Below are 25,026 nucleotides of genomic sequence, written 5' to 3'. Positions count from 1 at the left end.
GGCTGAAATCAGGACACAGCCCGATGGCTGCACAAGCAAGGGAGGACATCATGGGACAAGCGATCAAGACGCTGCTGGCCACGCTGGAAGCCAACAAAGAGACCAAGGATCTGTACTGCCCGAGTGGTGGTCCGCCGCTGAAGGCGGCCGTCAGCCACGAGCTGTACGCGGAACTGATGGCGATGTCGGCACTGTTCGAACGCGACATCCAGTGCTTGGCGGGCGACCTGCTCGCCGCCGCGATCCGCGATCTTGAAACCGAGTTGAACGCTCAGCTCGACGAAATGGTGCCTAAAGCCTGAACCCAAATCAGGCAGCAGGCCTCCCCAAGAGCCGCCTTGCGCGGCTCTTGTCTCGTTCAGAGCAGGCGCTCGATATCGGCTGCCAGCTTGGCCGGCCGCGTCTGCGGCGCGTAGCGTTCGACGACATGGCCGTCGCGGCCGACCAGGAACTTGGTGAAGTTCCACTTGATCGCAGGCAGGCCCAGCAAGCCCGGTTTTTCCTGCGTCAGGTAGCGCCACACGGGGTCGGCCTCGGCACCGTTGACGTCGACCTTGGCCATCACCGGGAAGCTGACGCCGTAGTTGCGCTGGCAGAATGCGCCGATTTCGGCACTGTCCCCCGGTTCCTGCTTGCCAAACTGGTTGCACGGAAAAGCGAGCACGCAAAAGCCTTGTGCACGGTAGCGTTCAAACAGCGCCTCAAGCTCCGCGTACTGCGGCGTAAAGCCACACCGGCTCGCGGTGTTCACGATCAGCAGCACTTCGCCGCGGTGGCGCGACAAGGGATAGGGGCTGCCGTCAAGCGCCAGCGGCGTGAAGTCGTACAGGGAAGCGGTGTCGGGCATCGCGGGCTTTCGCGCAGGTCAGGCTGGTCAGGCTAGCACGGCTGCATGCCCGATGGGCAAAAAGAGAGGCGTGGCGGCAAGGGGGAACCGCTACGCCCCGAGGAAGAAACAGCTTGCTGTGCGGGAACCCGGCTTGCGCCAAAGCTAAAGCCCGGATCCCAAATTCAGGTTAGAGCAAGATTATGAAATTGCGAGACGCAATTCTTGCGAAGGGTCTGCGGCAGAGCTGCTTCGCCGCGCTGGGCGAAGGCCTGCTGGCTGCAGGCAAAAAAATACCCCGGACGAGGAGTCCGGGGCCAATGCAAACAACAAAGGAGAAACCATATGAAGCGATACGGATATTAGCAATTCGCGATATTGTAATCAAGCACCCAAACCGTATACCTGAATTAGGAGTCGCATTTTTGTAAACCAGCGGGTGGACAGCACCGAAAATCGGCCGCACAGGCTACGACAGCGCCCGCTGAGCGTGTAGAATCCCCGCTTGACCCATCCGCCGCTCGCGCCGCGGATCCGTGCACTCTACCGTATAAGGCACCACGCATTACCATGGCCCAAAACAAAGAAACCGCACTGAGTGAAGCCCTCAAGGCAGCCGTGCAATCGATGAGCAAGAAGAAGCAGACCGAGATGATTGCCGGCAACCTTTACTCCAGTTACCCGGTTTTCAAGCAGTTCAAGCCGCTGGCAATCGGCATCCACGAAGCGCTGGGAGCCGCCTTGCCGCAGTACGACACCCAGCTGATCGGCCGCGTGCTCTCCAACCACTGCCGCAAGCCGCGTTACCTCAAGTCGGTCGCCCGCGGCGGCAAGCGCTTCGCGCTCGACGGCAAGCCGGTGGGTGCGGTGACCGAGGAAGAACAGGCGGCCGCCCAGCGCCAGTGCGAACAGCTCGAGGAACGTGCGCGCCTGGCCGAGCAGACCGCCAAGCCGCAGGCTGCCGCACCGGCGGCACCTGCTGCAGCGCCGGAAGCCGACCAGTCCTGAGCGCTTCCCGCTTCATTGCAACGCCCGCCCGGCCATGCCGCGCGGGCGTTGTGCATTGCGCCAGAAAAACCCCAAATGGATAGATCTCGATTGATAAATATCAATAACGGGTAATGCTCAATGGGTAATGATTGCCGGATCCAACCAATCCGGGAATGCAAGCATGGCAGTCACCCTGTACGACGACGGCACCCACAAGTGCATCGGCTTTACCGAGCTGGTCCAGGGAGAGGGCATCCAGGCCAACCAGTTCGCCATCATCCACAACGGCGAGGGCATGCTGCTCGACCCGGGTGGCAACCTGACCTACAAGCACCTGATCGCCGAGATGGCGGATTTCTTCCTGCCCTCGCACACCCGCTACATCTTCGCGTCACACCAGGACCCCGACATTATCGCGTCGGCCAACGGCTGGCTGCTGATCACCGACGCTCAGATCATCATCGCGCAGGAGTGGACGCGCTTTTTGCCCCACTTCTGCGTGAAGGGCGCGACCGAGGGACGCCTGATCGCGATCCCGCCGCGCGGCATGCAGATCGAACTGGGCGGCAGCCCGCTCGAGATCGTCCCCGCGCACTACCTGCACACGGTCGGTTTCTTCCAGGTCTACGACCCGGTCAGCAAGATCCTGTTTTCCGGTGACATCGGCGCGTCGCTGGTCAGCGGCGGCGCCGCCGCCGCCCCCGTCACCGACTTCGACCGCCACCTGCACGACGCGCACATGCTCGCGTTCCACCGCCGCTACATGAGCAACAACAAGGCGTGCCGGCTGTGGGCGCAGATGGTGCGCCGGATGGACGTCGAGTGGATCGTGCCCCAGCACGGCAGCTCCTTCCGGGGCAAGGCAATGGTCGGCCGCTTCCTCGACTGGTTCGAGACGCTGGAATGCGGCACCGACCTGGTCGGCGAAGCCGACTACCCGCCGCCGTCCGGCCGGGCGGCGTCCTAAGATGGCCTCCCCGCTCGAACTGGCGCCACTCGCGCTGCTGCCCTGCCTCGTGCTGGCCTGGTACCTGTACCGGCGACGGCTGGCCCGCCGGCCGCTTTCACTGCCGCAGGCCACGGCCAGCCGCGCTGAAAGCGCCGCGACAACGCACGCCGCCGCCATGATGCCTATGCCCGCGCCCCTCGCAGAGCCGGGGGAAACGGACGCGACAGCACTCGAGGGGAGCGACGCCACGGCGATCGACGTCGACGCGGTCGACCCGAAGACCGAGGCGCAGATCTACATGTCCTTCGGCTACCTCGAACGGGCGGCCGAAGTGCTGCGCGCCCATATCGGCGAGGCAGGCGGCGACGAGGAAACGCTCGCCACGCTCTGCCGGCTCTACCTGGAACTGCGCCTGCCGGACGAGTACTGCGACATCCTGCAAAGAAGGCAGCTGGACAAGGCCGAACTGGAAGCCGCGATCCGCAGCGGGCTCAGGCTGTCGCGCAACCACCTCGGGCTGCACGTGCTCGCCGACGAGCGGCTGGGGCTGGGCCCCGCCGCCTTCGCACCGGCCACGCCCGCCCTGCCGCCCGCGCAGGCAATAACCGGGGCGCCGGCGCGCCAGGCGGCGACGCACGCGAGCGCCGTCCCGTTGCCGCAGGGCGAGTCGGCACGGCTGATCGCCGCGAACGACGCCAGCCTTGGCGCGCTCAGCGCCGACGAGACGCGCGTGGTGCGCCTGTTCATGCCGGCAACGCGCCGCATCCGCCTGTTCCTCGCGGCCGAGGACGCCGAAAACGCCCTGCCCGCGCTGCGCGAAGCGCTGCGGGCGCAACCGGACAAGCCGTCCTTGCTGATCGACCTGATGCAGGCGCACTACCTGCAGCGCAATGTCGACGCCTACGCCCGCACCCTGTGGCAGTTCTTTGCCGCGCTCGGCGACAACGGCGCGGCCCTGCGCGACAAGCTGCTGCACTACGGCCTCGCGCTGGGCCACCACCCGGCGTTCGCCGCGCTCGCCGAGGCCCGGGGACGGGCCGAGCTCGAGGCGATCGGCCGCCGTTACGGTTTTTGCGCGCAGCGCCCTGCCGCCAAGGCAGACAGGTGGCTGGTCAGCCGCGACACGCCGGACAATGCCGCCAGCGCGCAAAGCCAGGACCTGCTCGCCGAAGCGGACAGTTACCTGAGCTTCGGCCAGCTCGACGAGGCGCTCGCGCTGCTCGAAGCCGCAATCCTACGCACCCCGCACGAGCTCGCGCTCTACCCGCCGCTGTTAGAACTCTACGAACGGATGGGCGAGCCTTCACGGCTCGCTGCCCTGCAGCACGCGCTGGCGGGGCAGGCTGTCGGCGCCCCCGCGGAAGCAAAGGCCTTGCTTGGCGCCTGCGCAAGGCGCCTGCACCCCATGGACGAGGTGGCCTGAGACATGATGACCCCACCCCAGACCCAAGCTGTCACGGTCCTGCCGCTGGGCATGGACGAGCGCAAGCTCGCCGTGCTGCGCATGGCCTTCAGGATGCACCAGGCCATCCGCTACCAGCTGGCCGAAGCTGCCGGCGACACCCCTGCACTCGCCATCGTCGACGTCGACAACCCGCAAGGCTGGCAGGTGTGGGACGAATTGCGCGGCGCACACCCGGCGCTGCCCGCGCTCGTGGTCAGCGCGTACCCCCAGCCGGACGCGCCGGCGCCTTTGCTCGCCAAGCCCATCCGCGTCGAGACGCTGTTCCCCGCGCTGCAGCAACTGCTCACCAAGCCGGCCGTACCGGCCATGCCGCCCCGCGCAGCCGAGCCGGCGGCGGTGCTGCCGCCCGTACCGCCGCCCGCCACCAGGCCCGCCCCCCAAGCGCCGGCGGCCAGCGACGCCGGCCTCACCCGCAGCGCGATCGAACGCGCGCAACAGGTGAGACCGGCCAGGGAATGGCCGGACAGGGTCGAATCCTTCGACCCGACCGCGGGGCTGTACGGGGTGCTCACCTCGCTGTACCGGCAAAGGCGGGCCGCCGCCGTCTTCGTCGACGCGCAGGAAGTGCTCCGCCTCTATCCCGCCGAAGAGCGCTGCGTATGCTGCGTGGCGCCGGACACGCTGGCGCGCCTGTGCGCAGCCCCCACGCCGGCGATCAAGCTGCGCGCGCTGCAGGGTGCGCACGAACACCCGCCGGTCGACGCGCCCACCGCCCAGTCGGTGCTGTGGCAGCTCGCGCTCAAGAGCGCGCGTGGCCGCATGCCGGAAGGCGTCGGCGCCGACAGCCTGATCCGCCTGCGCCACTGGCCGAACCTGACCCGGCTCGCGCCCTTGCCGGACGCGATGCGGATGGCCGCGTTCTGGACGCGCACGCCGGCCAGTCCGCGCATGGCACTGCGCATGCTGGGCGTCGAAGTCGCCGACCTGTGCAACTTCATCGCGGCCTGCCACGCGATCGGCCTGATCGACACCCGCCGCGCCTCGCCGCAGACGGCCACGGCGGCCGCGCAAGTCGCACCTGCGCCGGCAGCCGCGGCGCCGCGCGGCCTGCTCTCCCGCCTGCTCGCGCGCCTGCGCGGCCAATAGAATCAGGAAGACCGATGCGTCAACAGGACAACAAGATCATCTTTACCGGCCCGGTCGGCGCCGGCAAGACCACCGCGATCGGCAGCATCAGCGAGATCGCGCCGGTCAAGACCGACGCGCGCGCGAGCGACATGACGCTCGCGCGCAAGGCCGAGACCACCGTCGCCCTCGACTACGGCCGGCTTTCGCTGGAAGGCGGGGTGCGCGTGCACCTGTACGGCACCCCTGGCCAGGAGCGCTTCGACTTCATGTGGGAAATCGTCAGCCAGGGCGCGCTCGGGCTGATCGTGCTGGTCGACAATACCCGCCCCAACCCGAGCGCCGACCTGCAGTTTTTCCTGACCGCGTTCAAGGCGCTGCTGAACGACGCGCCGCTGGTGATCGGCGTGACCAAGACCGACCTGTCCGCGCAACCGAGCGCCGAGGACTACGCGAACCTGATGGAGAAGTTCGGCCTGCGCCCGCCGATCCTCGAAATCGACCCGCGCGATGGCGACGACGTGCGCCAGCTCCTGATGGCGCTGCTGTTCTCGATCGACCCGGGCCTGGAGGGATGAGATGAATACGACTTACCAGCTGTGCGGCCCCTACTACGCGCGGGCGACGCCGGGCGGCGCGTACTACGCGACGACCACCCCGCACCGCGACCCCGGCCGCGACCTGATGATGCATATCCTGCGCGACGGCGCACGCGTGCCGCTGGACGGCGCGACGCTCGCCGCCTGGTACCCGGATGAGGCGCCGGAAACGCTGCTCGAGCGGCTTTACCGCCTGCAGAAGCTCGAATTCGTCGAGGCACTGGAGGGACCACCCACTCCCGTCGAAGCAAGGCTGGAAGCCCTGCTGCCGCCGTGGCTCGCGCAGCTCTCGGCGAACGGGCGCGCGCTGCTCGCCGACGACAACGGCCTTTGCTACGCGAACGCGGGCTTTGCCCACGAGACCGCGGAAGAACTCTCGGCGCTGTGCGGCGACCTGATCACGCTGACCCGCCGCCACAGCCGCCTGCTGCACAACAACCTGCAACTGGCGAGCCAGGCCTGGGCGCTCACTTCGCCCGGCGGCGACGCCGAGCTGGGCTTTCACCCGCTTTTGATCGGCGAGCAGCCCTTCATGCTGGTGATCGGCGGCGCCCCCCGACTGACCTCGCCACGCCTCGTCGACCTGATCGAGGCGCTGTGCCGCCGCTACGCCTGACCTCAAGCTTTCACGGAGAACCCCCATGCGCGAACAAATGCTCAAATCGATCCTCAGCGACCTCAACGGCGCCAGCGCCGACATCGAGGCCTCCGCGATCATCTCGTCCGACGGCTTGACCATGGCCGCGCTGCTGCCGCAGGACGTCGACGAAGACCGCGTCGGCGCGATGGCGGCGGCGATGCTGTCGCTGGGCGAGCGCACCGCGCGCGAACTTGCGCGCGGCGAACTCGAACAGGTGATGATCAAGGGCCAGGAAGGCTACATCCTGATGAGCCACGCCGGCCGTGACGCGGTGCTGACCGTGATCGCCCGCAAGGAGGCCAAGCTTGGCCTGATCTTCCTCGACGCGCGCCGCGCGGCGAAGAGCGTCGCCGAAATCCTGTAAGCCGCTCCCCCACCAGACAAGGACAACGGAAGCGCCCCATGCAGCAGGACGTGCCTACAAACCCGCATTACACCCGAGAGGAATGGCTGCGCCTGATCGGGGAGACCCCGCCGCCTTTGCGCGCGCTCATCCGCGCGCTGGCCGAGACGCACCGCGCGGCGCTCGCCGACCACTTCTACCGGCACATGCTCGCGACCGACGAGGGCCGCCAGTTCCTCGACCACGACACGGTCAACACCCGGCTGCGCCACTCGATGCAGCACTGGCTGGTCGAACTGTTCCGCTGCGACGGCGAGGCGGACATCGACGCGGCGATCGCGCACCAGCGCCACGTGGGCGAAGTGCACGCGAGGATCCACCTGCCGGTCCACCTGATGACCCGCGGCGCGCGCCAGTTGCGCCAGCAGCTGTACCGCCTGCTCGCCGCGCAGGACCTGCCGCGCCAGGCGCTGACCCGCGCGCACGCCTACGTGTGCGAGACCATCGACCTGGCGATGGAACTGATGAACGCCGCGTACACGCGCAGCACCGCACGGCAGACCCGCACCGAGGAGGCGTACCGCCACTACGCACTGGGGCAGAACCTGTCGCTCGAGCGCGAACGGCAGCGCGCGTCGCTGCTGGACTGGAGCCAGAACGTGCTGTTCTCGCTGCACCTGCACGACGCCAGCGCCCCGCTGCCTTCGCTTGGCCGCAGCGAGTTCGGCATGTGGCTTTCCCACAAGGCCGAGGTGATCTTCGAGCGCTCGGACGAGCTCGAGCAGATCGAAGCGCAACTCGAACGGGTCGACAGCATCGTGCTGCCCCGCCTGCAGCAGGCCGCCGACGCGGGCCAGCGCCGCCTGCGATCGCGCGAACTGCAGGAAACGCTGGACGAGATCCACTTCCTGCTGGGCACGCTGTTCGACCGCCACGTCGAGGTCGAGAACGGGCGCGACGCGCTGACCCGGCTGCTCAACCGCCGCTTCCTGCCGGCGGTGCTCAGCCGGGAAATCCAGCTGCACCAGCGCAGCCAGCAGCAGTTCGGCGTGCTGCTGATCGACCTCGACCACTTCAAGGCCATCAACGACACGCACGGCCACGAAGGCGGCGACCGCGTGCTGCAGCAGGCCGCCCAGTTGATCACGGCCTGCGTGCGCGCCGGCGACTTCGTGTTCCGCTACGGCGGCGAAGAGGTCCTGGTCGTCCTCGTCGAACTGGGCCACGATGACCTGATGCGCATCGCCGAGACCTTGCGCGGCCGCTTCGAGGCGCAGGCGTTCACCGTGACCAACGGCCTGGAAATCCGGGTGAGCGTCAGCATCGGCGTCGCGCTGCACGACGGCCATCCGGACTACCAGTACCTGATCGGCCGCGCCGACGACGCGCTCTACCGCGCCAAGCGCGGCGGGCGTAACCGCGTCGTCGACGCCGGCGCGATGGCCTGAGCGCGGCGACGCCGCAAAGAAAAAACGCCACGGCAAGCCGTGGCGTTTTTTACGGATGCAGCGGCTGGACTCAGCCCTGCTTCACGTAGACCGGGAAGCGGTGGCACAGCGCGGTCGCCTCGGCGGCCACGCGGGCGAGCACGGCCGCGTCTTCCGGCGCGTCCAGCACGTCGGCGATCATGTCGGCCACCAGCACCGCCTCGGCTTCCTTGAAGCCGCGGGTGGTGATCGCCGGCGAACCGATACGGATGCCGGAGGTGATGAACGGGCTCTCCGGGTCGTTCGGGATCGAGTTCTTGTTGACGGTGATGTGCGCCTTACCCAGCGCGGCGTCGGCCGCCTTGCCGGTCAGGCCCTTGCCGCGCAGGTCGACCAGGAACACATGGCTCTCGGTGCGGCCGGAGACGATGCGCAGGCCGCGCTCGGACAGGCGCTTGGCCATCGCCTGGGCGTTCTTCAGCACCTGCTGCTGGTAGTCCTTGAATTCCGGCTCGAGCGCTTCCTTGAACGCGACGGCCTTGGCGGCGATCACGTGCATCAGCGGGCCGCCCTGCAGGGTCGGGAACACCGAGGAGTTGAGCGACTTCTCGTACTCGGCACGGGCCAGGATGATGCCGCCGCGCGGGCCGCGCAGCGTCTTGTGGGTGGTCGAGGTCACGAAGTCGGCGTGCGGCACCGGGTTCGGGTAGACGCCGGCGGCGATCAGGCCCGCGTAGTGCGCCATGTCGACCATGAAGTAGGCGCCGCACTTCTTGGCGATCTGCCCCATGCGCTCGAAGTCGAAGCGCAGCGCGAAGGCGGAGGCGCCGCCGATGATCAGCTTCGGACGCTTCTCCATCGCCACGCGTTCCATGTCGTCGTAGTCGATCTCTTCGTTCTCGTTGAGGCCGTACGCGACGATGTTGAACATCTTGCCGGACAGGTTGGCCGGGCTGCCGTGGGTCAGGTGGCCGCCGTGGCCGAGGTTCATCCCCATCACGGTGTCACCTGGCTTGAGGATGGAGAAGTAGACGGCCTGGTTGGCCTGGCTGCCCGAATGCGGCTGCACGTTGGCGTACTCGGCGCCAAACAGCTGCTTGATGCGGTCGATCGCCAGTTGCTCGACGACGTCGACATGCTCGCAACCACCGTAAAAGCGCTTGCCCGGGTAGCCTTCGGCGTACTTGTTGGTCAGCTGGGAACCCTGCGCTTCCATCACCGCGTGGCTCACGTAGTTTTCGGAAGCGATCAGCTCGATATGGTCTTCCTGGCGCTGGCACTCGGCCTTGATCGCAGCGTCCAGTTCGGGGTCGAACTTGGCAATCGTCTCGTCAGCAGCAAACATCTTCGACTCTTTCCAGTTGGGGGTGTGCGGAATGCACGGATTCTACATCATTTGCGCCATGCGCATGGCAAGCGGCAGTGCGTTCAGTGCAGCCGCGCCGCCGGCGTCACGTCGGCCGGCGCGAGAAACGCGCGGCCATCGCCCAGCGTCGCGGGCTGCACGGCAGGCACCACCCGCACATCGTCGACCTGGCACTCGGCCAGCAGCTCGCACGCCATGCGCTCGACCTCGGCCACCCCGTCCAGCGGGGAGAGCGACCACACGAAGCCCTCGTGCGCGCCCTCGCCGCCTTCGCTGGCGATGGTCAGCCTGATTTCGCCGCCTTCGTGCGCGGCGAGCACCGCGACGGGGCGCGCCTGCGCGTCGCGCAGCCGGCGGATCTGGCTGCTGGCGAACACCTGTAACGCGACCGACTGGCGCACCTTGCCGCCTTCTACCATCGCCGGCAGTACCGGCAGCGGCGGGCGGGCGATCGGGAACAGGGTCACCCCTTCGGCCTTCAACTGGCCGCCGAGGAACTTCATCATCGGCAGGCCCCAGCTACTGACCTCGCCGCCCAGGCGCACCGGCGCCGGGCGCCCTTCTTCCTGCACGGTCGCGCCGACGAGGTAGCGCAGGAACACGCCGTCGCGGTCGATTTCGATGCCGCGCCCGGCAAGCCCGGGCAACACGGACAGCGCGGTCGCCGCCTCGCGCGCGGTCTTGTAGAGCACCGGCGCGGACAGCGCGCTCAAGTCATCCGGATGCACCAGCGCGCCCGACACGAAGGCCTCGGCGCCCGGCGTGAACACGCCGTGCTCGCGCAGCAAGGCGTTCAGCCCCGCCTCGTCGGCCAGCGCGGCGGGCAAGGCGGCCTTACCACCAGCGCCCGCGACCAGCACCACCGGCAGCGCGAACACGAGGACATGGCGGCCCGGCGCGCGCGAAGTCACCTCGCACAGCGCCTGCCACAGCGTTCGGTACACCGCCTGCGACGGCGCCATCGCCAGCGCGACCGACAGCATCAGCATGTCGGCGCGTTCGGCCAGCGCACCGATCTGCGCGCACAGGTCCTCCCGCCACAGCGCGGCATCGTCCGCGCTGGCCGCCCTGAGCACGGACTCGGCGGTATGGATCAGCCGGTTGGATTCGAGCGCCTGCGGTTTCTGGCGCGGGTCGGGCAACTCTGGGGCGAAGGCTGGCATCGTGTCGTCAAACGGCAATGTAAAGAGGATATTTTGTCATAGTTCGCGCGGGCTGCACACGGCCGCCAGCCGTTCGCTTTCAAACACCTGAAACACAAAACGAACAAACATGACAATTTTTGACGCTTTCCGAAAAAATCACCGTTGACAAGCGAGTGTCCGATCCGGATAATCCGATTTCGTTGAGACGCAGCAATGTTTCTTGATAGTTTCTCCTCTATTTCTCCTTTGTAGACTTGGCGCGGGCCGATAAATCCCGCGCATTTTTTTTGCCCGCCGCCCGCGCAAAAAAAGGGCCGGCAGTGCCGACCCCCTCTTCGATGTTCGTTCCGGCCTTCTTCCCCGCCAAAACGAACATTTATGAACATCCAAGTCCTGCTTCGGCGCCCTACCCCTCCAGCAGCGCGGTCAGGTGCGCGAGCGTCCCGTCCTCGCGCAGCGCCTGCAGCGCGGCATTCACCTCCAACAGCAGCGCATCCTCGCCCTTGGCCAGCACCACCGCGTACGTGTCGAGCCCGAAGGCGGCATCCAGCCCCAGTTCACCCGATACGTTCTTCTGCAGCGCGAGGAGCAGATGCTCGTCGCCGAACAGCGCGTCGACCTCGCCCGCGCGGTAAGCGCGCTCCATGGCCACGGCGTCCGGTAAATCGACAATATGGCGCCTGGCCACCCCCAGTCTGGCCAGATGCCCCTCGGCCGTACTCTCCTCGAGCACGCCGATGCGCGCGAGCTGCTGCACCGGTTGCGCGGCGAGCGCGGCCGGGCGCAGCAGTGCCTGCCGCTCGCTGTAGTAAGGCGTGGACAACAGAAAGTTGCGCTGGCGGATGGGCGTGACCGCGATCGCCGAGACCACCATCTCCAGCCGGCCCTGCGACAGGGACTGCAGCAGGCGCCGCCACGGCAGGTTGACGAACTCGACCTCGCGCCCCATGCGCGCGGCGAGCTGGCGCGTCAGGTCGATGTCGAAGCCGACCGGCTGCCCGGCCGCGTCCAGCGACTCGAACGGTGGGTACTCGGCGTTGATGCCGACCCGCAAGGGCGACGCGCGGTCGCGCCCGAACAGCGTGCTGACTGCCCCTTCCTTGCAGGCGGACAAAGCCAGCACGCCCAACCCGACCAGAAACCCGCGGCGTCCCGCCACCTTACTACCTACTGCCACCCCTACCCCATCCTTCAAATGCAATCCATGAAAAAGGCCGCCCCGCACGGGACGGCCTGTTGCCGATTATCGCACAAGCGCCGGCTTTGCCTAGCGGCGCGTAAGCTGGTCGACGTCGCGCACCGCGCCGGTGTCGGCGCTGGTGGTCATCGCCGCGTAAGCGCGCAGCGCTGCCGACACCGCGCGTTCGCGCGACACCGGCTTCCACGCCGCCTCGCCGCGAGCCTCCATCGCGCGGCGGCGCGCCATCAGTACCTCGGCGTCGACGGCCAGCTCGATGCTGCGCGCGGGGATGTCGATCCGGATCGGGTCACCCTCTTCAACCAGCGCGATCGCGCCGCCTTCGGCCGCCTCCGGCGAGACGTGGCCGATCGACAAGCCCGAAGTGCCGCCGGAGAAACGGCCGTCGGTCAACAGCGCGCACGCCTTGCCTAGGCCTTTGGACTTCAGGTAGGAAGTCGGGTACAGCATCTCCTGCATGCCCGGCCCGCCTTTCGGCCCCTCGTAGCGGATCACCACCACGTCGCCTTCGACGATGCTGTCGGCGAGGATGGCGGCGACCGCGTCATCCTGACTCTCGAACACGCGGGCGCGCCCGTCAAATTTGAGGATGGACTCGTCGACGCCGGCGGTCTTCACGATGCAGCCGCGCTCGGCGATATTGCCGAACAGCACGGCCAGGCCGCCGTCCTGCGAGTAGGCACCGGCCTTGTCGCGGATGCAGCCGTCGGCGCGGTCAAGGTCGAGTTCCGGGTAACGCATGCTCTGGCTGAACGCGATGGTGGTCGGCACCCCGCCCGGCGCCGCGCGGTAAAAACGCGCAGCCTCGCTGTCCGGCCCCTGGCGCGCCACGTCCCACTGGCCCAGCGCCGCGGCGAGCGTCTCGCTGTGCACGGTCGGCACCGAGGTATCGAGCACGCCGGCGCGGTCAAGCTCGCCCAGGATGCCCATCACGCCGCCCGCGCGGTGCACGTCTTCCATATGGTACTTCTGCGTCGCAGGCGCGACCTTGGCCAGGCAAGGCACCGAACGCGAGATGCGGTCGATGTCGGCCATCCTGAAGTCGACCCCCGCCTCGTTCGCCGCGGCCAGCAGGTGCAGCACGGTATTGGTCGAGCCGCCCATCGCCACGTCCAGGCTCATCGCGTTCTCGAACGCGCGCTTGCTCGCGATCGCGCGCGGCAGCACGTTCATGTCGTCGCCTTCGTAATGGCGGCGCGCCAAATCGACGATCAGGCGGCCGGCCCTGAGGAACAACTCCTTGCGGTCGGCGTGTGTCGCGACCAGCGAGCCGTTGCCCGGCAGCGACAGGCCGAGCGCCTCGGTCAGGCAGTTCATCGAGTTGGCGGTGAACATGCCCGAGCAACTGCCGCAGGTCGGACACGCCGAGCGCTCGATCGCGGCGACGTCATCGTCCGATACGCGGCTGTCGGCCGCCTCGACCATCGCGTCGACCAGGTCGAGCTTGCGCGTCTGCCCGTTCCAGTTGACCTTGCCCGCTTCCATCGGGCCGCCGGAGACGAACACCACCGGGATGTTCAGGCGCAGCGCGGCCATCAGCATGCCCGGGGTGATCTTGTCGCAGTTGGAGATGCATACCAGCGCGTCCGCGCAGTGCGCGTTGACCATGTACTCGACCGAGTCGGCGATCAGGTCGCGGCTGGGCAAGCTGTACAGCATGCCGCCGTGCCCCATCGCGATGCCGTCGTCGACGGCGATGGTGTTGAATTCCTTGGCCACCCCGCCGGCCTTCTCGATCTCGCGGGCGACCAGCTGGCCCATATTGTGCAGGTGCACATGGCCCGGCACGAACTGGGTGAACGAGTTGGCGATGGCGATGATGGGCTTTTCGAAGTCTTCGTCCTTCATCCCGGTGGCGCGCCACAGCGCGCGGGCGCCGGCCATGTTGCGGCCGGCCGTCGTGGTGCGGGAGCGGTATTGCGGCATGGTCTATCCTTGGTTTTCTTGCGGTTTGCTGTCGGCGCGCCACGCGCGGCGTCTTGTGCCGCCGGCCGGCAAGCAGCCTTGCCCCGCACCGCTTTCGCACGCGGCAAGTGGCGCTTTTCCGTATAATTTCTTCATCATTCCTTTTACCGCATTCGCACAGCTCCTGACAAATGCTTATCCATCCGCAATTCGACCCGGTGGCCGTCCACCTGGGGCCGCTGTCCATCCACTGGTACGGCCTGATGTACCTGGTCGGCTTCATGCTGTTCATCTGGCTGGGCAACCTGCGCATCCGCCGCGGCAATACCTTCATGACGGCCAAGATGCTCGACGACCTGCTGATGTACGGCGTGCTCGGCGTGGTGCTCGGCGGCCGCCTGGGTGAGGTGCTGTTCTACCAGCCCGGCTACTACCTTGCGCACCCGGCCGAGATCCTGATGGTGTGGAAGGGCGGCATGTCCTTCCACGGCGGCTTCATCGGCGTGCTGGTCGCCATGGCGCTGTTCGCCCGCCGCCACGGCCGCGGTTTCTGGGAGATCACCGACTTCATCGCGCCCCTAGTGCCGCCGGGCCTTGCCGCCGGGCGCATCGGCAACTTCATCAACGGCGAGCTGTGGGGCCGGGTCACCAGCGCCAACACGCCGGGCGCGATGGTCTTCCCGCAGGCACGCGCCGAGGACATCGCCTGGGTCGAGCGCCACCCCGACCTCATGAACACCTGGCTTGCCTACGGCGGCCTGCCCCGCCACATGTCGCAGCTCTACCAGTTCGCGCTCGAGGGCGTCGCCCTGTTCGTGATCCTGTGGCTCTATTCGGCCAAGCCGCGCGCGACCGGCCGCGTCTCGGCGGTGTTCCTGATCGGCTACGGCGCGTTCCGCTTCATCGCGGAATTCTTCCGCACGCCGGACGCCGGCATCTTCGGCCAGTCGTACACCATCAGCATGGGGCAGTGGCTGAGCCTGCCGATGATCGCCGTCGGCGTGCTGCTCTTCCTGTGGCCGCAGAAACCCAAATTGAATTAGAATCGCGGCCGGCCCGTTCCCGGGCCTGGCGGTTCCCCGGCGGCCTTTAGTCCGCCTGACCGGCTCGCGCCGGTTTTTTTATGGCAGCGCACGCTGCCAGTTTGCATGCGGCCTTTAGTCCGCACACGAAAGCCTGAGACATGATGAAAGCCAGAATCCTGCTGGCGGGCGTATTCGCGTCCGCCGCCTTTGCCGTGCACGCCGACGGCGTGCTGCGCGTCACCGCCATCCCGGACGAGTCGCCGACCGAGCTGCAACGCAAGTTCGCGCCGCTGGGCGAATACCTGTCCGGCCAGCTGGGCATGAAGGTCGAGTTCGTGCCGGTCACCGACTACGCGGCGGTGGTCAGCGCGCTGACCGCCGACCAGGTCGACCTCGCGTGGCTGGGCGGCTTCACCTTCGTGCAGGCGAATACCCGCGGCAAGGTAGTGCCGCTGGTGCAGCGCGAGGAAGACACCCGCTTCACCTCGCGCTACATCGCCGGCACCAACAGCCAGATCAACAAGGTCGCAGACCTCAAGGGCAAGACCTTCGCCTTCGGCTCGGTCTCCAGCACGTCCGGCCACCTGATGCCGCGCTACTTCCTGCAAAAACAGGGCATCAAGCCGGAAACCGCGTTCCGTCAGGTCGGCTACTCGGGCGCGCACGACGCGACGGTCGCCTGGGTCGCCTCGGGCAAGGTCGACGCCGGCGTGCTCAACGCGTCGGTATGGGACAAGCTCAACGAGGCGGGCAAGGTCGACCCGGCCAAGGTCAAGGTGATCGGCAGCACCCCGCCCTTCTACGACTACAACTGGACGGTGCGCGCGTCCTTGCAGCCGGCGCTGCAAAAGCGCATCCGCACCGCCTTCCTCGCGCTCGACCCGGCGCGCCCCGAGCACAAGGCCATCCTCGAACTGCAGCGCGCGACGCGCTTCGTGCCGACCAAGGCGGCCAACTACGCGGGCATCGAAGCGGCGGCCCGCGAAGCCGGCCTCTTGAAGTAAGGGCGCGCGATGAGCCTGACCCTCGCCGCGGCGTCACTCACGCGGGGCAAACGGCGCCTGCTTGACGGGATCAGTCTCACGCTCGCCCAGGGCGAGCAGGCGGCGCTGATCGGCCCGTCCGGCGCCGGCAAGAGTTCGCTGATCTCGCTCGCCGCCACGCTCGCGGCGCCTGACGGCGGGCAGGTGTCGCTGCTGGGCGAAGCGCCGTGGCAGTTGGGCGCGCGCGCGCGCCGCGCCTTGCGCGCGCGCATCGCCTGCGTGTGGCAGTCGCCGCCTTTGCCGGCGCGCCAGCGGGTGATCCACGCGGTCGCCGCCGGCCGCCTGGGGCAGACCGGCACGCTCGCCGCGCTCGCGCGCCTCATGCTGCCGCGCGACGGCTCCGCCATCGAGCGGACGCTCGCGCGGGTCGAACTCGCGCACAAGCTGTGGGCGCGCAGCGATGTACTGTCCGGCGGCGAGCGCCAGCGCGTCGGCGTCGCCCGCGCGCTCTACCAGGCGGGCGAGCTCGTGCTCGCCGACGAGCCGGTGTCGGCGCTCGACCCCTACCTTGCCGCGCAGACGGTGCGCGTGCTGTGCGAGGACGCGCGCGCGCGCGGCGCGACCTTGCTGATGAGCCTGCACTCGGTCGAACTCGCGCTCGCGCATTTTCCACGCATCATCGCACTCAGGGACGGCCGCGTTGCCTTCGACCTGCCCGCGTCCGAGGTCGACGAGGCCCGGCTTGCCGCGCTCTACGAGGGCGACAGCCCCGCCGGCCCGGCCCTCTCCTCGCCCGCTACCGCACTGACGCCCGCCCGATGCTGAACCCCGTGCCAGACCCCCTGTTCGCGCGCCGTGCAAGCCTAGGCGCCGGCCTTGTCATGCTGCTTTTGCTGTGCGTCAGCGCGACCGGCTTTAACCCGGCCTTGCTGACGGACCCGGCCACGCTCGCGTCGCTGGCCGGCTTCACCGCCCAGTTCTGGCCGCCGGCCTTGGGCAGTACGCTGCTTGCCGAAGTGGCCGCCGCCACCGTCACCACGCTCGCCTGCGCGACGCTCGGCCTTGCGCTGGCCATGCTGGTCGGCGCGCCCGCCGCCTACTTTGGCTGCCGCACGCTGGGCGAGGCTGCGCTCAGCCACACCCGAGCGCAGCCGCTGGCCGCCGCGGCGGGCGCACTGTTGCGCGGGGTGCTGGTCGCGATGCGCGCGGTACCCGAAGTGGTGTGGGCGCTGCTCTTCGTGCGCGCGATCGGGCTGGGCACGCTGCCCGCCGTGCTTGCGCTGGGCGTCGCCTACGGCGGCATGCTGGGCAAGGTGTACGCCGAAATCCTCGAATCGCAACCGCCAGAGAACGCACGCGCGCTCGGCGCGGCCGGCGCCGGCCGCCTTGCGCGGCTGGCCTACGGCGTGCTGCCCGGCGCCTTGCCCGAACTGGTCAGCTACACCGTCTACCGCTTCGAGTGCGCGGTGCGCGCCAGCGCCCTGATGGGGCTGGTCGGCGCCGGCGGGCTCGGGCTGTTGCTCGACAACAGCCTCAAGATGATGAACGGCGCCGAGACGGCGACGCTGCTGATCGCCTTCTTGCTGCTGGTCGGCGCGGCCGACGCCACCAGCCGCCTCGCCCGCCAGGCACTGGCCACCCCGCGCGGCACGACGGCGCTGGCACTGGCCTTCGCCTCGGCGGTGCTCGCCAGCCTGTGGCAGCTGGACACCCTGTGGCAGGGCGGCGTCGCCAACGCAGACGCGCTCGCGCGCTTTGCCGCCGAATTCTGGCCGCCGGACCTATCCGCCTCGCTGTGGGCGACGCTCGCTGAGGCCCTGTGGCAGACGCTTGCGATGTCGGTGCTGGGCACGCTGCTCGCGGTGCTGGTCGCCGTGGCGCTGGCGCTGCCGGCCGCAGGCGAACTCGGCGTGCTGCTGCAACTGGCCGCGCGCGCGCTGCTCGCACTCTTGCGCGGCATCCCCGACCTCGTCTGGGCGATGCTCGCGGTGCTCGCGCTGGGGCTGGGCCCGGCCGCCGGCGTGCTCGCGCTCGCGCTGCATACGTCCGGCGTGCTCGGCCGACTGTTCGCCGAGACGCTGCAGAACACGCCGGCCGAATGCCGCCAAGCGCTCGCGGTGGCCGGCGCCGGCCGCGCCACGGCCTTCGCCTACGGCGTGCTGCCGCAAGTGCTGCCGCAGTGGCTCGCGTACACCCTGTACCGCTGGGAGAACAATATCCGCAGCGCGTCGGTGCTCGGCATCGTCGGCGCCGGCGGCGTCGGCGGCGCGCTGTTCTTCGCGCTGTCTTTGTTCCAGATGCCGACCGCGGCGACGCTGATCGTCGCGATGGTCATGCTCTCGTGGCTGGCCGAGACGGCCAGCGCCCGCCTGCGCGCACAGTTGGGCTAGACGCTGCATTGCCAAAGCCGCGCCGACCGGCTGGCCGGCGCCTCCCCTGCCCCTCCCCGCCACACTGTGGCGGGGCACTGCAGCACGATGCCTTGCTCATTCACAACGCCTGGGGCGGCCCGCGTCGCCCCCCCATTTGCGTGAACCCCCGATCCTCGCGCTCGCGATCAAGCCAAGCAGAAATCCATGGCATCCGTTTCTGCATCGTTACTCCTCGATATCGTTGCCGCCCCTTGCCAATCTGCCCAACTGCGGCCGCGACCCAACCACGCGCAAGCAGCGCCATCGAGTGCGGCGCTGACAAGCAATAAGCGCCAAAGCGGACCTCACCCACTACTTGTCCCGGTTGCAGAAAATGCCTGAATCGTTGCCAGTTGACAGCCATATGTCGTGAGCTAGCTTGAGCAGATGCCTTTACCCCGGAACAGAGGTCAGCCATGAACGACAGCAAACAACAGCCTCTCGCAATTTCCCGCAGAGAGTTCATGGCACTCGGCGGAGGCCTTGCCTTGTCCCAATTACCGGGGATCGCCCAAGCCGCCCAGACAGCCCCCAGCACAGGGGCGCAGGTCTCCTCGGCTAAGTTCAACAGCCGTAACCGAAGGCCGAACGTACTGTTTGTCTTCACCGATCAGGAACGGTATCTGGACAACTTGCCGATTGGTTTTGCACGTCCGGGCCACGAGAAACTGATGCGTCAGGGAGTGACCTTCCACAATCACTACTGCCCCGCGGTGATGTGCACCAGTTCGCGTGCAGTCATGTTGACCGGGCTGCAGACACCCGACAACCGGATGTTCGAAAACACCGACATGCCCTATGTAAAGCCACTGTCCACGCAAGTGCCCACCATCGGGCACATGTTGCGCAAGGCTGGTTACTACACCACATACAAGGGAAAATGGCACCTCAACAAGGATTTTGACACGGGCACGCCGACGCGTTTGTTTGACAAGGAAATGGACGCGTACGGATTTTCCGACTTTGCATGGCCTGGGGATGTACTCGTGCATTCGCTGGGCGGATACAAGCACGATCATATGATCGCCGACAGCGCGGTTTCGTGGATGCGCGAGAAAGGGCAACAACTCAACGCCGACGGCACACCCTGGGCGATGGTTGTAAGTCTGGTCAACCCTCACGACATCATGTATTTCAACACGGATCGGCCGGGAGAGCCCGTGCAGGACAACGGCCGACTCCTCATGCACGCAACGCGTGCCCCGCAGCACGCCATGTACGCAAAGAAGTGGCAGACGAAACTCCCTGCCACACTCGGACAGCCGCTTGATGCGGCAGGCCGGCCTGCCGCGCACGCGGAGTTCAATAAAGCATGGGGCTATACCTTGGGCGCGATCCCCATGGAGGAAGAGCGTTGGCAGCGGTTCAACGACTTTTACTTCAACTCGCTACAGGCCGTGGATACGCAACTATTAAAGCTTCTGGGCGAACTGGACGCGCTGAACCTCACTGACAACACCATTGTCGTCTTTACTGCCGATCACGGAGAGATGGGCGGCGCCCACGGCCTGCGTGGCAAGGGGCCATTTGCGTATCAGGAAGCCATTCACCTTCCCCTGCTGGTTTCCCACCCGGATGTGAATGGGGGGCAGCATTGCAAGGCGTTGACCGGGCATATCGACCTTGCCCCGACACTGCTCTCACTGTGCGGCGTCACGGAAACACAGGCGGCCGAATTTGCTGGACGGAAGCTGCCAGGCAAGGACCTGTCCCCACTGTTTAACTCACCGCAAAATGCAGGGCTGCACGCCATCAGGGAAAATATCCTCTTCACCTACAGCGGAATTTCCACCAACGACAGCGAAATGACCCGACTGGTTTCCGAAGCAAAGGCTGCCGGGAAGGACCCCAAGACTGCCATTCAGGCCACGGGCTACCGTCCGGACCTGAAAAAACGCGGCAGCTTGCGTACGGTCTTTGATGGCAGACACAAGTTTACCCGCTACTTCGCACCGGTCGACCGGAACCGGCCGGCCAACCTGGACGAGCTATTTCGCTGGAACGATGTCGAACTGTTCGACCTCAAGACAGACCCTTCCGAAGTCACCAACCTGGCGACAGGACCGACCGCCAATGCGGCACTCCTTCTGGCGATGAATCAAAAACTGGAATCCGCAATCAAATCGGAAATAGGTGTCGACGATGGCCGTGAAATGCCGGAGGTTGACCGTATCGACTGGAGCATCGATCGGCTGGATCTATAAAACCCCTCGGCGGGTCCTTGCAACGACGGCCAACCTTGCCAGGTTGGATGACCGCCGTCGAAGCCGCCCCGATCGTAAGCACAATGGCATTGTGCGTGATTTTGCCTTACAGTCCCCACACAGGCCTGCCCAAAGACAGGCTGGGCCGCCCACGCGCGGCCACCACAGGACGAGGGGCTTCACGATGTTCCGCACGACGATTCCGCCGGCACTGATGCCGGCCTATCTCGCCGCCGGCATGCACAACGCCGCGCGCGCGTACATCCAGTGCATCCGGCTGGCGATGGTCACCCTGCTCGTGTTCGGCGTGCGCGACTGGCTTGTCGCGCCGCACGATGTCGCGCAGCAGACCATCGCAATCCGCTGCCTGCCGCTGGCGCTGGGCCTGGCGCTGCTGATGCGCACGCACGCGCGCCCCGGCGCGCGCGAACTTTACTGGTCGGCCTACCTGTTCATGAACGTGATGATCGTCAGCCTCGCCGCGATCTACGCGCTGTTGCCCAACGGCCTCCTGCTCAACCATACCGCGCTCTTCATGGTGCCGATGCTGGGCGCGCTGTTCACGCCCACGCTGCCGCCCATGTTGTTCGCGCTGGCCAACTGCGTGGTATCGACCCAGCTTGCGCTGTGGTGGCAGCCGCCTGACCCGCTCGCGCTCGCCAGCCTGAACGCGAGCCTCGCCATCGTGTTCGCCTTCACCGTCTTCCTCGCGCTGCACGGCATCCGCGCCCGCCAGCGCCAGTTCCTGCTCGAGCGCAGGCTGCACGAGGACGCGACGCGCGACCCGATGACTGGCGCGTACAACCGCCGCTACTTCCGCGACATCGCCGAGACCGAAATCAACCGCGCCAAACGCCACCAGCGCCCGCTGTCGCTGCTGCTGTTCGACCTTGACCACTTCAAGTCGATCAACGACCGCTACGGCCACGCCACCGGCGACCGGGTGATCTGCCAGAGCGTCGACACCCTGCAGCGGGGGCTGCGCGCAAGCGACGTGCTCGCCCGCGTGGGCGGCGAGGAGATCGCCGTGCTGCTGCCCGAGACCGACCGCGCCGCCGCGCTGCAACTGGCCGAGCGGCTGCGCTTGGCGATCGCGGACGGCCAGCTCGCGCTCAACGCCGACGCCTTGCTGCACTGGCAGACCAGCGTCGGCGTCGCGACCCTGCGCGACACAGACACGCAGCTGGAAGACCTGCTCGCGCGCGCCGACACCCGGCTTTACCAAGCCAAGCGCGGCGGGCGCAACCGCGTGGTTGCCTCCACTGTGCCGGCAGTTTGAGGACGCGTCAGCGTATCCCGAGCGGGCGGTCGAGCGACAGCCGCCCGGCCCCTTCGGCGATCAGGTAGAGCAGGCTGGCGGCCCACACGAGGTGGACCGGCCACGCGTCCGGGTAGACGAACAGCTGGATCACCGCCGTCATCGCGAGCAGGGCCAGCGCCGAGAGCCGGGTGAACAGCCCCAGCACCAGCAAGAGCGGAAACAGGTGTTCGGCGTAAGCGGCCAGATGCGCGGCGAGCACGGGGTCGAGCACGGGCAGCCGGTACTCTTCGCGGAACAGCATCACCGCGCCGTCGTTGACGGCAAGCAAGCCGTCGACCTTAGTGCGTCCGGATAGGAAGAAGGTCGCGGCGATGCCAAGACGTGCCGCCAGCGGCACCAGCGGTCGGACGAGCTGCGCCACGCGCCCGGCGGCGCTGCTGTAGAGCGCGAAGCGTGAAGTGGACATCGAACAACCCTCCTAGCGTGGCACCAGCGCGCCGGCGCCGGCGAGTTGCTGCATCAAGCCTGAAAAATCGGGCGACGCGACCGCCGCGCACACCGCGTCGACCGCGCCGTCCAGCGCCTGCCCAGCCGCGAGCGCGTCCAAGAACACACACGCCTCCTGCGGCACCGGACAGGCCAGCACCTCGCCGGCGGGGCGGCTGAGCAACACCCCCTCGCCTTGCCACTGCAGGTTTTCCGGCGGGCAGCCAGATCGCGCGCTCGACCACAACTGCCACAGCGGCCATTGCCCGCTCCACACCCAGCGCGCCGCCGGATGCGGCGCGAGCGCCGTATCCGCGGCAAGCGCGGCAAGCGAAGCGGCGGGCACCGGGTCTGCGTCGGCTGCAAGGTGGCATTCGAGCCAGCCGTAGTCGAGCGCGCCGACTTGCCCGAGCCACGGCCACGCCTCAGCGCCGGGCATCCCTGACGCAAAGGCGGCGAACCCGGCGCCGTAACGCACCAAATACGCGTCTTGCGGCGGGTAGGCACGCACGTAGTCGCGCGCGCAGCCGGCAAGCCACGCTTCGCCCATCAGCGTGACGAGCGAGGGGTGGTTGGCGATCAGTGCGTCGACACAGCCTGAGATCACCGTATTGCGGTAGACGGCGAAACCCGGCTGGGCGACCAGGCCGCCGGCGTCGCCCCTGCCCCATAGCGCGGCCGCAAAACCCGCGTAGTCGAAGCTGTTCATACGCAAACCTCCGCCCCGTCCAGCACTGCTTGCGCGCGCGCGCGCTCGGCCTGCAATTCGGCGAAGCCGGGCACTTTGCCGTCGCGCTCGATCAGCGTCGGGCGCGCGCCGATGCGTGCGATCAGCCGTCGGTAGAGCGCCCACACCGGCTCGGCGACTGCGCAGTCGTGCGAGTCGACCAGCAAGGCGTCCCCCAGCAGCGGGTCGGCGCTGTGGCCGGCCAGGTGGATTTCGGCGACCGCATCCGCGTCGATGGCGGCTAGCCACGCCTCCGCGTCGTAGCCGAGGTTACGCGCGCCGACGTACACGTTATTGACGTCGATAAGCAGCCGGCAGCCGCTGACCCGCGCCATCTCGTTGAGGAACTCGGCCTCGTCCATCTCGTGCGGCAGGGCAAGGTAATGCGCGGGGTGTTCGATCGCGATCGCACGGCCCAGCGCGTCCTGTACGCGGCCGATATTCGCGCACACCGACGCGAGCAACTGCCGCGTGCGCACGGCGGGCAGCAAGTCGGGCAGGTAGACGCCGTCAAGCCTTGACCACGCCAGATGCTCGGACACCAGCGCAGGCGCAAGTTCGAACACCAGTGCGGCCAGTTGCGAGAGGTGCGCGGCGTCCGGCGCGTCAGGACCTGCCAGCGACAGCGACACCCCGTGCAGCGACAAGGGGTGCGCCTCGCGCAGGCGGCGCAGCCACGCGCGGCGCGGCCCGCCCGCAGCCAGATAGTTTTCCGGGTGCACCTCGTACCACAGCCCCGTCTCACGCGCGGCAAGCGCGTCGTCGAAATGCTGCGGCTTGATGCCCAGCCCTGCGCCCAGTCTCATCGCTGCCCTCTTTTCGCGCTATTGCGCGCTGTTGCCGCCGTCCACCGGCAAGGCGACGCCGGTGATGTAGGCGGCCATGTCGCTGGCCAGAAAGACCACCGCGCGCGCCACGTCCTCGCCGCGCCCCAGCCGCCCGAGCGGCACCCAGTCCCTAGCGCGCGCTTCGGCCTCGGCCGCCGGCGTCACCGACGCCATCCCTTCGTACTGGCCGTTCGTCCACCACTCGACGACGGTGTCGCCCGGGCACACCGCGTTGACGCGGATCTGGTCGGGCCCCAGGTCGAGCGCCATCGCCTTGCTCATCTGCACCAGCGCGCCCTTGCTGCTGCAATAGGCGACCGCGCCGCGCCCGCCTTTCAAGCCCCAGTCGGACGCGTTGTTGACGATCGCCCCGCCACCTTGCGCGCGCATCACGGGGATGACCGCGCGGGCCATGCGCCACGCGCCGACGACGTTGATGTCGAGGATTTTCTGCCAGTCGGCCTCGGACGAGTGTTCGGCGTCGGCGAGGAAAATCCAGCCGGCGTTATTGAACAGTACGTCCAGCCTTCCGGCCTGCCGGACGACGCGCTCGACCACCCGTTCGCAGTCGTCGGCCACCTGGTGGTCTGCCGACAAGAAGCGGATGCCCTCGGCCTCGAGCGCTGCGCCGGCCTCAGCGCGCCGACCGGTCACGTACACGGTCGCGCCCAGGCTTTTGAACAGCTGCGCGGTCGCCTTGCCTATCCCCGAGGTGCCGCCGGTGACCAGCACCACCTTGCCGCCGAAATCCAGTAAGTCCAGCATCGCCCACACCGCCCCTTATGACTTGCAGATAACCCGACTCTATCGCAGATCAGGCCCGGGCCAGGCGTTGCCGTGTGGCACGCTGGCCCGGGTCCGGCGATCAATTGGCGGTCGGCGTCAGCGTGCCCATACCCTTGGGCGTCTTGATCGTCGTGCAAGTGCCCTTGGCGACGTATTTCCACGCATTGCCCTGATAGTCGGCCTTGGCGGAACCTGCGCAGCTGGTGCCGGCGCCGGCCTTGCAGTCGTTCTTGCCGGCTTCGGACACGCCGTAGCATTTCTCCTTGGCTGGCTCGCTCGCCAGTGCCGCGCCGCTTGCCATCGCCGCCAGCGCAGCGGCCAGGGTCAGTGTCGTTGTCTTGTTCATGGTGTACTCCTTTGTATGCGTGAAGCCACAGGCAGAATGCCCGCGACAGCTT

Annotated in this window: 25 protein-coding genes; 15 read left to right on the top strand and 10 right to left on the bottom strand. The window is 67.6% G+C overall.

Annotated features, from left to right (window positions below; genetic code table 11):
* The first annotated feature begins 50 nt into the window (after window positions 1-50).
* Window positions 51-302 (top strand): hypothetical protein, encoded by a 252-nt coding sequence (locus E5K04_RS05140; RefSeq protein WP_205700300.1) that lies wholly within the window; start codon window positions 51-53, stop codon window positions 300-302.
* Window positions 303-358: 56 nt separating this feature from the next.
* On the opposite strand, the gene E5K04_RS05135 is transcribed toward E5K04_RS05140, so the two are convergent.
* On the bottom strand, window positions 359-847 hold the full coding sequence (locus E5K04_RS05135; RefSeq protein WP_136551815.1) for a glutathione peroxidase: 489 nt from the start codon (window positions 845-847) through the stop codon (window positions 359-361).
* Window positions 848-1,396: 549 nt separating this feature from the next.
* Between E5K04_RS05135 and E5K04_RS05130 the strand changes: the two genes are divergently transcribed.
* The 8 genes from E5K04_RS05130 to E5K04_RS05095 all read left to right on the top strand — a co-directional run bounded on the left by E5K04_RS05130 (window position 1,397) and on the right by E5K04_RS05095 (window position 8,325).
* The gene (locus tag E5K04_RS05130; RefSeq protein ID WP_136551814.1) at window positions 1,397-1,834 is read left to right on the top strand and encodes a ProQ/FINO family protein; all 438 of its coding nucleotides are present in this window, start codon (window positions 1,397-1,399) and stop codon (window positions 1,832-1,834) included.
* 163 nt (window positions 1,835-1,997) lie between these two features.
* The gene (locus E5K04_RS05125) at window positions 1,998-2,783 is read left to right on the top strand and encodes an oxygen-binding di-iron domain-containing protein (RefSeq protein WP_136551813.1); all 786 of its coding nucleotides are present in this window, start codon (window positions 1,998-2,000) and stop codon (window positions 2,781-2,783) included.
* Window position 2,784: 1 nt separating this feature from the next.
* Window positions 2,785-4,188, top strand: a complete 1,404-nt coding sequence (locus E5K04_RS05120) for a hypothetical protein (protein WP_136551812.1) — start codon at window positions 2,785-2,787, stop codon at window positions 4,186-4,188.
* Between the two features lie 3 nt (window positions 4,189-4,191).
* Entirely contained in the window at window positions 4,192-5,316 is a 1,125-nt protein-coding gene (locus E5K04_RS05115; RefSeq protein ID WP_136551811.1) for a hypothetical protein, read from the top strand.
* Between the two features lie 14 nt (window positions 5,317-5,330).
* Window positions 5,331-5,873: a GTP-binding protein gene (locus E5K04_RS05110; RefSeq protein ID WP_136551810.1), complete on the top strand. Its 543-nt coding sequence runs from the start codon at window positions 5,331-5,333 to the stop codon at window positions 5,871-5,873.
* 1 nt (window position 5,874) lies between these two features.
* Window positions 5,875-6,510, top strand: coding sequence for a roadblock/LC7 domain-containing protein (locus E5K04_RS05105; RefSeq protein ID WP_136551809.1), 636 nt, complete (start codon window positions 5,875-5,877; stop codon window positions 6,508-6,510).
* Window positions 6,511-6,535: 25 nt separating this feature from the next.
* Window positions 6,536-6,898: a roadblock/LC7 domain-containing protein gene (locus E5K04_RS05100; RefSeq protein WP_136551808.1), complete on the top strand. Its 363-nt coding sequence runs from the start codon at window positions 6,536-6,538 to the stop codon at window positions 6,896-6,898.
* Window positions 6,899-6,936: 38 nt separating this feature from the next.
* Window positions 6,937-8,325, top strand: a complete 1,389-nt coding sequence (locus tag E5K04_RS05095; RefSeq protein ID WP_136551807.1) for a diguanylate cyclase — start codon at window positions 6,937-6,939, stop codon at window positions 8,323-8,325.
* Window positions 8,326-8,395: 70 nt separating this feature from the next.
* On the opposite strand, the gene glyA is transcribed toward E5K04_RS05095, so the two are convergent.
* From glyA to ilvD, 4 genes are all read right to left on the bottom strand, one after another.
* On the bottom strand, window positions 8,396-9,649 hold the full coding sequence (glyA, locus tag E5K04_RS05090; protein WP_136551806.1) for a serine hydroxymethyltransferase: 1,254 nt from the start codon (window positions 9,647-9,649) through the stop codon (window positions 8,396-8,398).
* A gap of 83 nt (window positions 9,650-9,732) precedes the next feature.
* Complete coding sequence (locus tag E5K04_RS05085; protein ID WP_205700299.1) at window positions 9,733-10,833, bottom strand: hypothetical protein; 1,101 nt, start codon at window positions 10,831-10,833, stop codon at window positions 9,733-9,735.
* A gap of 388 nt (window positions 10,834-11,221) precedes the next feature.
* Window positions 11,222-11,992 (bottom strand): ABC transporter substrate-binding protein, encoded by a 771-nt coding sequence (locus E5K04_RS05080; RefSeq protein ID WP_205700298.1) that lies wholly within the window; start codon window positions 11,990-11,992, stop codon window positions 11,222-11,224.
* A gap of 90 nt (window positions 11,993-12,082) precedes the next feature.
* Window positions 12,083-13,939 (bottom strand): dihydroxy-acid dehydratase, encoded by a 1,857-nt coding sequence (ilvD, locus tag E5K04_RS05075; RefSeq protein WP_136551804.1) that lies wholly within the window; start codon window positions 13,937-13,939, stop codon window positions 12,083-12,085.
* 170 nt (window positions 13,940-14,109) lie between these two features.
* Between ilvD and lgt the strand changes: the two genes are divergently transcribed.
* The 6 genes from lgt (at window position 14,110) to E5K04_RS05045 (ending at window position 21,820) form a co-directional block, all read left to right on the top strand.
* Window positions 14,110-14,961 (top strand): prolipoprotein diacylglyceryl transferase, encoded by an 852-nt coding sequence (lgt, locus tag E5K04_RS05070; protein ID WP_136551803.1) that lies wholly within the window; start codon window positions 14,110-14,112, stop codon window positions 14,959-14,961.
* A gap of 140 nt (window positions 14,962-15,101) precedes the next feature.
* Complete coding sequence (locus tag E5K04_RS05065; protein WP_136551802.1) at window positions 15,102-15,947, top strand: putative selenate ABC transporter substrate-binding protein; 846 nt, start codon at window positions 15,102-15,104, stop codon at window positions 15,945-15,947.
* 9 nt (window positions 15,948-15,956) lie between these two features.
* Complete coding sequence (locus E5K04_RS05060; protein ID WP_136551801.1) at window positions 15,957-16,751, top strand: phosphonate ABC transporter ATP-binding protein; 795 nt, start codon at window positions 15,957-15,959, stop codon at window positions 16,749-16,751.
* Window positions 16,752-16,807: 56 nt separating this feature from the next.
* Complete coding sequence (gene phnE, locus E5K04_RS05055; RefSeq protein WP_235844271.1) at window positions 16,808-18,316, top strand: phosphonate ABC transporter, permease protein PhnE; 1,509 nt, start codon at window positions 16,808-16,810, stop codon at window positions 18,314-18,316.
* A gap of 437 nt (window positions 18,317-18,753) precedes the next feature.
* Window positions 18,754-20,541 carry a sulfatase-like hydrolase/transferase gene (locus E5K04_RS05050; RefSeq protein WP_136551799.1) on the top strand — a complete coding sequence of 596 codons (1,788 nt, stop codon included), beginning with the start codon at window positions 18,754-18,756 and terminating at the stop codon, window positions 20,539-20,541.
* Window positions 20,542-20,725: 184 nt separating this feature from the next.
* Window positions 20,726-21,820: a GGDEF domain-containing protein gene (locus E5K04_RS05045; protein ID WP_168929161.1), complete on the top strand. Its 1,095-nt coding sequence runs from the start codon at window positions 20,726-20,728 to the stop codon at window positions 21,818-21,820.
* Between the two features lie 7 nt (window positions 21,821-21,827).
* On the opposite strand, the gene E5K04_RS05040 is transcribed toward E5K04_RS05045, so the two are convergent.
* The 5 genes from E5K04_RS05040 to E5K04_RS05020 form a co-directional block, all read right to left on the bottom strand.
* Entirely contained in the window at window positions 21,828-22,268 is a 441-nt protein-coding gene (locus tag E5K04_RS05040) for a DoxX family protein (protein ID WP_136551797.1), read from the bottom strand.
* A 12-nt stretch (window positions 22,269-22,280) separates the two neighbouring features.
* Window positions 22,281-22,997, bottom strand: coding sequence for an HvfC/BufC N-terminal domain-containing protein (locus E5K04_RS05035; protein ID WP_136551796.1), 717 nt, complete (start codon window positions 22,995-22,997; stop codon window positions 22,281-22,283).
* Window positions 22,994-23,821, bottom strand: coding sequence for an MNIO family bufferin maturase (gene bufB / locus E5K04_RS05030; RefSeq protein ID WP_136551795.1), 828 nt, complete (start codon window positions 23,819-23,821; stop codon window positions 22,994-22,996). Before bufB ends, E5K04_RS05035 begins: the two co-directional genes overlap by 4 nt.
* Window positions 23,822-23,839: 18 nt before the next feature.
* The gene (locus E5K04_RS05025; RefSeq protein ID WP_136551794.1) at window positions 23,840-24,607 is read right to left on the bottom strand and encodes an SDR family NAD(P)-dependent oxidoreductase; all 768 of its coding nucleotides are present in this window, start codon (window positions 24,605-24,607) and stop codon (window positions 23,840-23,842) included.
* 100 nt (window positions 24,608-24,707) lie between these two features.
* Complete coding sequence (locus tag E5K04_RS05020; protein ID WP_136551793.1) at window positions 24,708-24,974, bottom strand: BufA1 family periplasmic bufferin-type metallophore; 267 nt, start codon at window positions 24,972-24,974, stop codon at window positions 24,708-24,710.
* Window positions 24,975-25,026: the final 52 nt, after the last annotated feature.

This window comes from Crenobacter intestini (assembly GCF_004919095.1).
GTDB classification, from domain to species: Bacteria; Pseudomonadota; Gammaproteobacteria; order Burkholderiales; family Chromobacteriaceae; genus Craterilacuibacter; species Craterilacuibacter intestini.
The sequence above is the reverse complement of the archived record's forward strand: the minus strand, read 5'-3'. Positions and strand labels throughout refer to the sequence as shown.